The following is an 11,112-nucleotide window of genomic DNA, read 5'->3' as shown; positions in this document are numbered from 1 at the left end:
GAAGTTCGCCGAGCCCCTTTACGTCCTCGACGACTTCGGAGCCGACCAGGGGTGGAGCTCGGTCGAGGAACACCCGCGGTTTGCGATCCGGACCATCGTCGGTGGAGCACTGGACATCGTCGGGTTCGGCCCGCAGGGTGTCGTCGTCTCCCGCGGGCGCGGCGACGGCACGTTCGAGCCCTCGAAGCTCCTCCTGAACGACTTCGGGCTCGCCCAGGGCTGGACGAGCAAAAAGCACCTCCGGTTCCTCACCGACGTCACCGGCGACGGCAACCCGGACATCGTCGGCTTCGGCGACGAGGGGGTCTGGGTTTCGCACAACCGCGGCGACGGCCGGTTCGACCAGGCCCAGCTCGTGTGCCGCGGCTTCGGTTACAACGACGACGCCGGCGCCTGGCGGGTCGACCGCCACCCCCGCTTCCTCGCCGACATCACCGGTGAGGGACGCGTCGACATCGTCGGCTTCGGCGGCCCGGGCGTGTACGTAGCCCGAAACCTCTACCGCCGCTTCAGGACCCGATAACCCTCGAACGCGGCGGCCGGCGGCCTCGCGTACGGAATCCTCACCCGCGAGGTGTTGCGGGGGTGTGTCGGCTGGAGGCGTCGTCGCTGGCTCGTATGGGGTGGTGAGGGGTGCGGTACAGCGGTGCGTTGACGGCTGCGCGGGCTTCCGACGACTGCCGGATGGTCGCGTTGAGTGTCTGATCGTTCACGGAAAGTGACGCCCCTGGCGGGAGCGCTGGGGTGGAACAGGAGGGGGAGAGCGTGATGGTTCCTTCGACGCCGGGTATGTCCTGGGGTCCTGTGTCTTCGCTCGGCGGGCAGCTGACGGGAAATCCGGCGGTGGCGCCTTCTTCGGACGGCCGTCTGGAGGTGTTCGTCAGGGGGCGCGCGGACAATGCGCTGTCGACCTGCCATCAGCAGACGTGGGGCGGCTGGTCCGAGTGGGAGAACCTGAAGGACAGCAGCACATTGTCCGGTGATCCCTCCGTCCTGCGGACCGCCGCGCGGCGTATCGGGGTGTTCTTCAGGAACGGGCAGGGCAACCTCGAACACCCCTGGCAGACGATCATCAACGGTGGCTACGGCCCGGGGGTGACGCTGGCCACCAGCATCGGGGGCAACCCGGTCCCCGGGCTGCATGCCGACGGCCGCCCGGCGGCATTCTTCCGGGGCACCGACAACGCTCTGTGGCATGTGTGGGAGACCACCAAGTCCGGTTACGGCAACTGGACCGGCCCTGCCCGCCTGGGCGGCACCCTGTCGGGCGACCCGGCGGTGGCGACCGACGCCCGCGGCCGTCTGCACGTATTCTTCCGCGGTACCGACGGTCACTTGTGGGCCGTCCGCCAGCAGGACGCCAACGGCGCCTTCGCAAGTCCCCAGAGCATCGCGCGCGACATCGGCGGCGATCCCGTCGTCGGCACCAACGCGGACGGGCGTCTGGAGGTGTTCTTCCGGGGAACCGACAACGCCCTGTGGCATCTGCCGCAGACCGACGACTACAACGGGTGGGCCACGCTGACCAGCCTCGGCGGCACCCTGACCGGAAACCCGGCCGTCGCCCGGGCCGCCGACGCCCGGCTGGCCGTCTTCCACTGGGGCGACGGCCACCTGTGGGTCAACGAGCAGACCGTCGTCAACGGCACCGACTGGAGCCCCTACGAGCAGATCGCGCAGAACATCGGTGGCGAACCCGTCGTCGAAGCCGACGGCCACGGGCGCCTGGAAGTGTTCTTCCACGGGTCGGACCACGCCGTCTGGCACATCGCCCAGATGTTCGGCCAGCCGGCAGCGGGTTACGCGGTACCCAGCTGAACGCTCGCCCTCACCTCAGTCGCAGGGAATAGCGAGGCAGCGTGTTCACAGGTACTCGCCGCCGGCAGTGTCGTAACGGATCCTGCTGGGCGCGTACCGCGCAGATCGGTCAGTGGCGGGGCCGGCGAGGCCCCGCCATCCCTGGGCCGTGAGCATCGCTGTCGATGGCGCCGGTGGATTTGAGGGAGCCACTCGACTGGCCGGCTCTGCTCAGCTTGACTCTGCCGGGGATCTTGGACACCTCGGTCACGGCCGCCGTGGTCATCGGGACCCTTACTCAAGGACGCCTGCTCACCCGTGAACGCGACAGCGTCGGGATCACCCACGAGGTGCTCCCGCACGCGTGGCCCCGCCTACGGGACTGGATCGAAGCCGACTGGCCCGGAAACCTCATCCGCCAAGGACTCGAACGAACCGCCTACGCCTGGGATCACGCACAACGCGTCGCCTTTCGTGATCTGTTGTGGTCGGCCGGAGTCAGATTCAGGGTGCTCCATGGGCGTGGATTGAACATGTTCTGCGGGCCTGGTCGGGTGGCCGTGAGCGCGGGGAGAATTGACGGGTGCTGTCCTGCGGCGGGGTCTGACTCTTGAGATTCCTGACCGGGGTGTCTTGATCACGCTGTGTCGACTGCTGGCCGGGGATGGTGCGTTGCTGGTACCGGGCCGGCCGGGTGTGTCCCGATAGGGGCCTACCGACCAGGCGTCGTCACGATTCTGACCGTCCGTGCGGTCCGGTGCCGGCTACGCGATGTGCCGTCGGGCCGGAAGGTGAACGAGCATGACCAGTACGTCTCCTGCCCCGCGTACCCGTCGACGTCCGCCGGCGGGGGAGGTTGTCCTTGGTGTGGACACGCACCGGGACGCTCATGTGGCTGCGGTGCTCTCCCTGGTGGGGGCAGTGATCGGCACCGAAGAGTTCCCGGCCACCGTGGCCGGATGCCGCGAACTGCTGGAGTGGACAAGGGGGCTGGGCACGGTGCGGCGGGCCGGAGCGGAGGGGACCGGCTCCTTCGGGGCCGCCCTGTCCGGCTAACTGCTGGCCCAGGGCGTGGAAGTGCTCGACGTGAACCGGCCCGGCCGGACCGACCGCCGTCGGCGCGGCAAGTCGGACCCGCTCGATGCCCAGAACGCGGCCCGGGCGGTGCTGAGCGGGCGGGCGCGTGCCCAAGCCAAGTCAGGCGACGGGCCGGTGCAGATCGCCCGGATGTACAAACTCGCCAAGGGCTCGGCAGTCAAAGCCCGCACCCAGGCGATCAACCAGCTCAAGGCTGTCCTCGTCAGCGCCGACCCGAACCTGCGCGAGGAACTGGCCGGACTGGGCAATGCAGAACTCTTCCGCACCTGCGCCGGCTCGCCGACGACAGCAAGAACCACGAGGACGGTGAAGAGACGGTGCTGCAGGCCACCCGCATAACCCTGTGCCTGCTGGCCCAGCGCATCGGGCAGCTCACCGAGCAGATCCAGGACGTGGAAGGCCGCCTGGCCCGACTCGTGGAACGCCACGCCCCGCAGCTGCTCACTGTGGTGGGCGTCGGTCCGGACACGGCCGTCACTTTGCTGACCACGATGGGGGACAACCCGGAACGGCTGGGCAGTGAGGCGTCCTTCGCCGCGCTGTGCGGGGTGAGCCCCGTCGAGCGTTCCTCGGGCAGTCGGCAGTACCGTCGCCTCAACCGTGGGGGCGACCGGCAGGCCAACGCCGCCCTGCACCGGATCGTGCACACTCGCCTGCGCTTCGACCCGCGCACCCAGGACTACTACGAACGCCGCATCAAGGAGGGCAAGACCCGACGCGAAATCGTCCGATGCCTCAAACGCTACGTTGCCCGGGAAGTCTTCCACCTGGTCAGACCCGCACCATCAGGGCCCCCGTCATAGGGGCAGTCGTTGTGACATGTGAGGACCCCCGCCGGCTTGCTCCGGCGGGGCGTCGTCGTGCAGTTGGTCAAGGCGGCGGATTTGGACTTGTGCCGGAGGCTCCGTTGCGCTCCGGCTCGCCGCTCTCGAGTGCGCGGAGGAGCGAGGCGGTGACGACGCGGGCGGTGCGGCCTATCGGCCGCACGCGGCAGGGCCGCCCCCGGCATCGCTGCGCGAGGCCGGGTCAGGCGCGGACGATCTTGAGGCCGAAGGGGGTGCCCATGCCGAGCCCCCACACCTGCACCGTCGACCTCAGCGCCGACAGCCCTCTCCACATCGCCATCCACCTCCTCACCCTCGGCCCCGACACCACACTCCAAGGCCCCGGCAACCTGGCCCCGCACTTGGAGAAGCTGGGCCGGCAGCTCCTCAGCGCCGCCCGCCGACTCAGCGAAGCAGCAGGCCACAAGGAGGCGGACCGGTGAACACCCACGACCCGCACCCCGCCCTCTTCCCGGCCTCGGCCGTGGCACCGGCCCCGCCCCCCGAATTCCGCGGCGTCACCTTCCACGAGATCCAGGCCCGCACGGTCCTCAACCGCATGCCCGGCGCCGCTCCCTGCGGCATGGGATGGACCCTCAACCCCTACCGAGGCTGCGCCCATGCCTGCACCTACTGCTTCGCCCGCGACGGCCACCACCACCTCGGCCACAACACCGGGGAGGACTTCCACACCCACCTCTACGTCAAAACCAACGCCGCCACCGTCCTGCGCCGCGAACTGCGCACCGGCAAAACCGGAGACCAGTGGGTGATGGTCGGCACCTCCACCGACTGCTACCAACGCGCCGAAGCCCGCTACCAGCTCATGCCCGGCATCCTGCGCACCCTGACCGACTACCGCGTCCCCTTCACCACGACCACCAAATCCGCGCTCCTGCGCCGCGACATCCCCCTCTACGCCGAAGCCGCCCAGGCCACCGACGTCCTGGTCATGACCTCGCTCGGCTCCCTCGACGACCGCGTATGGCGCGCCTTCGAACCGGCCGCCTCCCCACCCCGGGCCCGGCTCGACACCATCCGCGCCCTGCGCGACGCCGGGGTCCCCGCCGGCGTCCTCATCGCCCCGGTCATGCCGCACGCCGGCGACCACCCCGACGCCCTGGACGCCCTCGTCGACGCCTGCGCCAAAGCCGGAGCCGTCACGGTCTTCCCCGACGTCATGCGAATCAGTCCCGGAGCCCGCACCTGGTTCCTCGATCGTTCCGCCGAGGCCCTCCCGCCCCACCTCCACCAACGCCTGGCCGCCTCCTACGCGAGCAGCCGCCGATCAATGCCCCCGCACTACGTCCAGCAGGTGACCGACCACATCCACGCCCGCGCCGCCCACCACGGCATCCCCCGCTGGACGGACTACGTCGACAGCGTGCGCACACCTTGAGCACACCGCACATCACAGGTAAACGGAGCTGCCCGCCGAGATACTCGAAGGAGCAGACACAGGACCCCGCTCATAGGGGCTGTCCGTGCGACGAGAAGCCCCGCAGGTGCGGCCTGGCGGGGCTTCCCAACAGGTGGGTTACAACGCCGGCGCGGGCGCCGTTGCACTCGGGTGTCCTTCTGGGAGCCACCCGAATCCAAGGACACAGCGACGGCACGCGTTGAACGGCCGATGCGCAACACACGACCCAGGGACTTGGCGCGATCAGCCAGGGCACATCCGTTTGCTGGCGTAAAGTCTAGTGTCTCCTGATGCGGCTCACGAGGCCAGCCTGAAGTCGTCCTGCACAGGCTGGCCCTCGCTGCGGCAGGCCCAGGGGAAGCAGCGGTTGACCACCCCGTTCTCCGGCTCCTCCGCAGCGGTTCGGGCGTCCCAGTTGCTGTCGGCGGGCGGCCGATGCGGCGGCAGTGACTTGGTCGATCGGAGCCTGGGCAGACGGTTCCCGGGAGCGGTGCAGGAACGCCTACCCGAGCAGCCGACCCGCCACACGAAGGCACTCCCCGGTGCGAAATACTCTCCTGATGAGTTCACGCACTTCCCTGATCAGCCAGCCGATCACGATACGGAGGGCCGTTGCGCGGGATGCCAAACGGCTCACGCGGCTCGTGCGTGGCTCAGGCGCCTACGAGGGTAAGTACGCAGCCGCAGTCGCGGGTTATCGGGTCGGTCCTGATTACATCGAGGCCCACCGCGCCTTTGTGGCCGTCGGCGCCGACGAGCACGGAGGCCGGGTCCTCGGGTTCTACTCGCTCGTCCTCGCTCCACCGGAGCTCGACCTGCTGTTCGTCGCCGACGATGTGCAAGGGCAGGGTATTGGACGGCTACTCGTCGCGCACATGCAGTCCGAGGCCCGTGCCGCCGGGCTCGACCGTGTCAAGGTCGTGTCGCATCTTCCTGCCGAGGACTTCTATCACCGCGCAGGTGCAGTGCGGATCGGGACCGCGCTCGCGAACCCGCCCGCCGTGCCGTGGGACCGTCCCGAATTCGAGTTTCGCGCTTCTTCGAAATGACGCGGTGTGCCGGTTCGCAGGGCAACCGGCCGGCCGCGCCTGCGAACGCCTCCAGCGCGCGGTGCCACTACTCGGCCACCCACTGCGGAACCGTAGCGGGTGGGGTCATCTCGGTATTCGGCGAACCCCCAGAGCCTCGGTGAGCACGCGGCCTTGAGGCGCCGGGTGGTCACAGTGGCTGGCCCGGTCGACGACGCACCGGTAGGGCCGCTACGGGTTTGGGAGGAATCCGTCGGTCGGCAGTGTGAGAGCAGCGAGTCCAGCGGGGCCGCCGAGGTGGAGTAGGCCGGCGCCGGTCACCACGTTGGTCACTGGCGCCGCCGTGATCAGAGAGTGGATCGCCTTGCCCGATGGCAGACCCCATAGCCGCACCCCCGTCCCGCCTGCGGAGACGAGCATGGCCTCACGGGACTTGAGGTGCAGAGGAGCGAGTGCGGTAACAGAATCACCAGGAATCGTGATTCTACGTGGCAGTCCGAACCAGCGACCCTACGGTCCTGCGCGCCATGGCCCAGGCCGCGGAACACACCCGCCCGCCGCCCGGCCTCGGCCGGGCCCACCACGGAGCCACCCCCCGCCCGCTGCCGCCGCCGGCAACTGGCACACGGTAGGCGGCCGGGGGGCACCGTACACGGCAGCCCCTCGGTGTCAGCCGTTACGGCGCGTTCGTGCCGCCGTGGGCGTGGGTGCTACCAGGCGATGGCCACCAGGCCGTTGCCGCCCTTCCAGCCGGCTTCTCCTGCGGCTCCGTCCTGTCCGTGGTATCCGCTGCTGAAGAAGTTACTGCCGCCGGCTCCGCTGCTGCCGCCCCTTCCGCCACGGCCGCCACGGCCGCCGCGCCCGCCCACGCCGAGGCCAGCTGGCACCGCGTAGGCAGTGCCGTCGGGGAGATCGACCTGGCCGGGACCTGACCGCTCTCTCCCGAAGCCACCCTCGCCGCCCCAGCCGCCCGCGCCGCTGTTGGGGTTGGCGTTGACGGTCGTGCCGGATGTGCCGGGCCTCCCCTCGCTGCCCGGCTTGCCCCGAAGGGTGATGGCCCCGCCACACCCCCTCCCAAACCGCCGGCTCGAGGTCCCGCTCACCGCCGAGGAGATCGACCTCCGCGACCGGCTTCAGTCCCAGCCCACCCGAACGCCGAGATGCGGTAGAGCCTTCATCCCATGGCCCCTTTGGGGCTCACCTCAGCCACCCACGGGAGCATCCGCCGTCCAAGATCAATCTCAGCGCCAACGGCTGTACCGGTGGCCCCCAAGACCGTTGGAAGGCCGTGATCAAGTGCTTAGTGTTAACCGCTGTACCGATGTTCCCCAACCTCGCTGTGCCCGTGAAAGATCGAGGGGTGCGGTCCAGGTGAGGCGGCTGGCCGAGCGGGGCTGGCTTGCGGCCTCGCCGTCGGGCCGGTTCACGCGGCGACAGCCCACCGACCCTGCTCGGCCCGGTGGCGGGAAGCATGCCGGCCGAGACGGCGGCTGAGGAGCATGGCCTGCGAGAAGTAGATGAACGCCTCGCTGGAGGCGGGCAGTGGCGTGGAGAAGCCGTCCTGCTCGTGAAGCGACTGAGTAAAGATGCCCGCTTCTGTGCCGTATAACGATCGGTCGGAGTCAGATCCAGGATGCGCAAAGGTCTGGGACTGAGCATGCTCAGTGTTTCTGGATGGGGATGCTCTGACTGGCGGGAGGATGGGTGGGTGCTGTCCCGGGTCCGGGGTCTGACTCATGACTTCTCTGACCGAGGTGTCCTGGCTTCACAGTGTCGGCCGTTGGCCGGGGACGGTGCGTTGTCGGTGCCGGGCTGGCGGGGTGTGTCCCGATAGGGGCCTGCCGATTGTTGTGGCGTCCTCACGATTCTGACCGTCCGACGCGGCCCGGTACCGGTAGCGCGACGCGCTATCGGATCGGAAGGGGAAGGGGAAGGGGCATGTCCAGATCGACCATGTTGAGTACGCCGCCTGCTCCGCAGAACCGCCGTCGCCGCCCTGCCGGGGAGGTGGTTTTGGGGGTGGACACGCACCGGGATGCCCATGTGGGTGCGGTGCTCTCGGTGATGGGGGTGGTGCTGGCCACCGGCGAGTTCCCGGCCACGGCGGCGGGATACCGCGATCTGCTGAAGTGGGCCAGGAAGTGGGGAGTCGTCAGGCGGGCCGGTGTGGAGGGGACCGGATCTTATGGGGCGTCCTTGTCTCGCTATCTGCTGGCCCAGGGCATTGACGTGTTCGATGTGAATCGGATGGACCGGGCAGATCGCCGTCGGCGCGGGAAGTCGGATCCGCTCGATGCCCAGAACGCGGCCCGGGTGGTGCTGAGCGGGCGGGCAAGTGCCCGGGCGAAAACGGGCGACGGGCCGGTGCAGATCGCGAGAATGTACAAGCTCACGAAGGCGTCGGCGGTCAAAGCCCGTACCCAGGCCATCAACCAGCTCAAGTCCGTCCTCGTTACTGCTGACCCCGCCTTACGGGAAGAGCTCGCCGGACTGGGCAATGCTGAACTCTTCCGTACCTGTGCACGGTTCGCCGACGTGAGCAGTCGCGAGGAGGCGGGCGAGGAATCGGTGCTGCAGGCCACTCGGATCACACTGGGTCTGCTGGCTCACCGGATCGGCCAGCTCTCCGAGCAGATCCGGAATGTGGACGCTCGTCTGGCCCGGATCGTGGAATGCCATGCCCCGCAGCTGCTCGACGTGGTCGGGATCGGTCCGGACACGGCCGTCACGTTGCTGATCACCGTGGGGGACAACCCGGAACGCCTGGACAGCGAGTCGTCCTTCGCTGCGCTGTGTGGGGTCAGTCCTGTCGAGCGTTCCTCGGGACGCTGGCAGTTCCGTCGTCTCAACCGTGGTGGTGACCGTCAGGCCAATGCCGCGCTCCATCGCATCGTGCTCACCCGTCTGCGGGTCGACCCGCGCACTCAGGACTATTACGAGCGCCGGATCAAGGAGGGTAAGACCCGTCGCGAAATCGTCCGTTGCCTCAAGCGCTATGCGGTCCGGGAGGTCTTCCACCTGGTCAGACAGCTACAGCCAGGACCCCGCTCATAGGGGCTGTCGTGACAGATGAGAGGGTCTGGCGGGTGAGTGAGACACCGGCGAACACCCTCCAATACCGCTCTGACGGGCCAGAAGACGCCCCAGTCCTGGTCCTGGGGCCGGCGCTGGGTACCACATGGCACATGTGGGACCGGCAGATACCGGAGCTGACCCGCCGCTGGCGCGTCATCCGCTTCGACCTGCCGGGACACGGCGGCGCCCCCGCCCGGCCCGCCGCCACGGTCGGCGAGCTCACCGACCGGCTGCTGGCGGCGCTCGACACGCTCGGCGTCGACCGCTTCGCGTACGTGGGCGCCTGCGTCTCCGGTGCCATCGGCACCGACCTCGCCCTGCGCCACCCGCGGCGACTCCTCTCGCTCGCCGTCGTCGGCTCCGCCGCGCACTTCGTGCCCGCGCCGCGCGGGGGGATGCGCGCCGCCGACGTCCGGGCGGGCGGCCTCGAACCGGTGGCCCGGACGGCGCCCGAGCGCTGGTTCACCCCCGGGTTCGCGAGTGCCCAGCCGGCGATCGTCGACTGGGCCGTCCAGATGGTCCGGACGACCGACCCGGCCTGCTACGAGGCGGCCTGCGAGGCGCTCGCCGCGTTCGACGTCCGCGCCGAGCTGGGCCGGATCGACCTCCCGGCGCTGGTCATCGTCGGCGCGGAGGACCAGGTGACACCGGCCGCCGACGCCCGCGTCCTCGTCGCCGGCATCCGCGACGCCCGCCTCGCCGTCGTCCCGACGACCCGCCACCTCACCCCGGTCGAACAGCCGACGGCGGTGACGGACCTTTTGGCCCGGCATCTCGCGACACCGCAGGGCCCCGGGGCCCGGCCGGCCCCGGCGCCGGCTCAGCCCGCTCCGGCGGAGGCCTCGGGTACGGCTGGTGCGTTCGGCAGCGGGAATCCGTACGCGGATGGCGGGCCCGGCGTGGACCGTGCTGCCGGAGGTGGCCGGTCCGGCACCGGCGTCCCGGCCGGCACCGGTGCCGTGGGTGGCCTCGGAAGCCCGTACGCGGATGGCTGGCCCGGCGTGGATCGCGCTGTCGGAGGCGGTCGCTCCGGTGATGGTGCCCCCGGTGAGGGGGATACCCCGGGTGGCGCCGGGCGTGCGGTCGACAGCGGGAATCCGTACAACGACACCGTCCGGATCACGGACCGTGCTGCCGGAGGCAGCCGGCCCGGTGACGGCGGCGCGCCGTACGCGGACACCGTGCGCATCGGCGCCGGTGGCTCCGGCGGCCCGGCCCGTGACGCGGCCCGCGCGGTCGGCAGTGGTGACCCGCAGCGGCCCGCTGCCCCGGACGTGGATCCCGCTGCCGGAGTCGGTCGCTCCGACGATCGTGCCCCCGGCGAGGGGGATACCCCCGCCGGAGCCCGGCCTACGCCCGACAGCGGAAGTCCGCACGCGGACACCGCGCCGAGCGCGGGCCGCGCTGCCGGAAGCGGCGCGTGGGACGCGGCCCGCCGTGGCGACGGCCACGGCGACGGCGACCTCGCCGGAGGCGACCCGCATGCGCGCGGTCTGCGGCTGCGCCGCGAGGTGCTCGGCGCGGGCGACGCGCTCGCGCGGCACCTCGACCCGGGCGACTTCTCCGCCGACTACGAGGACCTCGTCACCCGCGTCGTCTGGGGCGACATCTGGTCGCGGGCCGGGCTCGACCGGCGGACCCGGTTCCTCGTCACGCTCACCGCGCTGACCGCCGGCGGGCACCTCGACGAGCTGGCCACGCACACCCGCGCCGCCCTGCGCGGCGGTGTGAGCCCCGACGAGATAAAGGAAACGTTGCTGCACGCGTCCCTCTACTGCGGTCTGCCCGCCGTCGGCAAGGCCTTCGAGGTCGCCCGCCGCGTCGTCGCCGAAGAAGCGGACGCGTAGCAAGAGGACGCGTAGCAAGATCG

Annotated in this window: 11 protein-coding genes and 1 pseudogene; all 12 read left to right on the top strand. The window is 70.2% G+C overall.

Features of this window, described 5'->3' with window-relative positions; genetic code table 11:
• Window positions 1-523 (top strand): VCBS repeat-containing protein (locus AB0E98_RS04475; protein ID WP_361698500.1); only part of this gene is annotated, 523 nt, incomplete at its 5' end.
• 320 nt (window positions 524-843) lie between these two features.
• Window positions 844-1,818, top strand: a complete 975-nt coding sequence (locus AB0E98_RS04470) for a hypothetical protein (RefSeq protein ID WP_361698498.1) — start codon at window positions 844-846, stop codon at window positions 1,816-1,818.
• Between the two features lie 164 nt (window positions 1,819-1,982).
• Window positions 1,983-2,411 carry a hypothetical protein gene (locus AB0E98_RS04465; protein WP_361698496.1) on the top strand — a complete coding sequence of 143 codons (429 nt, stop codon included), beginning with the start codon at window positions 1,983-1,985 and terminating at the stop codon, window positions 2,409-2,411.
• Window positions 2,412-2,664: 253 nt separating this feature from the next.
• A complete protein-coding gene (locus AB0E98_RS04460) occupies window positions 2,665-2,853 on the top strand; it encodes a hypothetical protein (protein WP_361698494.1) in 189 nt (62 codons plus the stop codon).
• 21 nt (window positions 2,854-2,874) lie between these two features.
• On the top strand, window positions 2,875-3,234 hold the full coding sequence (locus tag AB0E98_RS04455; protein WP_361698492.1) for a hypothetical protein: 360 nt from the start codon (window positions 2,875-2,877) through the stop codon (window positions 3,232-3,234).
• The gene (locus AB0E98_RS04450; protein WP_361698490.1) at window positions 3,213-3,698 is read left to right on the top strand and encodes a transposase; all 486 of its coding nucleotides are present in this window, start codon (window positions 3,213-3,215) and stop codon (window positions 3,696-3,698) included. The genes AB0E98_RS04455 and AB0E98_RS04450 overlap by 22 nt, the downstream gene beginning before the upstream one ends.
• Before the next feature lie 260 nt (window positions 3,699-3,958).
• Window positions 3,959-4,162, top strand: a complete 204-nt coding sequence (locus AB0E98_RS04445) for a hypothetical protein (RefSeq protein ID WP_361698488.1) — start codon at window positions 3,959-3,961, stop codon at window positions 4,160-4,162.
• Window positions 4,159-5,118: a radical SAM protein gene (locus AB0E98_RS04440; protein ID WP_361698486.1), complete on the top strand. Its 960-nt coding sequence runs from the start codon at window positions 4,159-4,161 to the stop codon at window positions 5,116-5,118. Before AB0E98_RS04445 ends, AB0E98_RS04440 begins: the two co-directional genes overlap by 4 nt.
• 581 nt (window positions 5,119-5,699) lie before the next feature.
• Window positions 5,700-6,188: a GNAT family N-acetyltransferase gene (locus tag AB0E98_RS04435; protein WP_361698484.1), complete on the top strand. Its 489-nt coding sequence runs from the start codon at window positions 5,700-5,702 to the stop codon at window positions 6,186-6,188.
• 1,917 nt (window positions 6,189-8,105) lie between these two features.
• On the top strand, window positions 8,106-9,221 hold the full coding sequence (locus AB0E98_RS04430; protein WP_361698482.1) for an IS110 family transposase: 1,116 nt from the start codon (window positions 8,106-8,108) through the stop codon (window positions 9,219-9,221).
• A gap of 32 nt (window positions 9,222-9,253) precedes the next feature.
• Window positions 9,254-10,024, top strand: a pseudogene (locus AB0E98_RS04425) (alpha/beta fold hydrolase); the annotation flags it as partial.
• 117 nt (window positions 10,025-10,141) lie between these two features.
• A complete protein-coding gene (locus AB0E98_RS04420) occupies window positions 10,142-11,089 on the top strand; it encodes a carboxymuconolactone decarboxylase family protein (protein WP_361699327.1) in 948 nt (315 codons plus the stop codon).
• The last annotated feature ends 23 nt before the right edge of the window (window positions 11,090-11,112 follow it).

It is taken from the genome of Streptomyces sp. NPDC037389 (assembly GCF_040636475.1).
GTDB lineage: Bacteria > Actinomycetota > Actinomycetes > Streptomycetales > Streptomycetaceae > Streptomyces > Streptomyces hesseae.
The sequence above is the reverse complement of the archived record's forward strand: the minus strand, read 5'-3'. Positions and strand labels throughout refer to the sequence as shown.

Bases quoted from the DNA above. Each gene is read 5' to 3' on its own strand.
- AB0E98_RS04465 (WP_361698496.1), top strand. From the start codon at position 1,983: ATGGCGCCGGTGGATTTGAGGGAGCCACTCGACTGGCCGGCTCTGCTC.
- AB0E98_RS04435 (WP_361698484.1), top strand. From the start codon at position 5,700: ATGAGTTCACGCACTTCCCTGATCAGCCAGCCGATCACGATACGGAGG.
- AB0E98_RS04445 (WP_361698488.1), top strand. From the start codon at position 3,959: ATGCCGAGCCCCCACACCTGCACCGTCGACCTCAGCGCCGACAGCCCT.
- AB0E98_RS04430 (WP_361698482.1), top strand. From the start codon at position 8,106: ATGTCCAGATCGACCATGTTGAGTACGCCGCCTGCTCCGCAGAACCGC.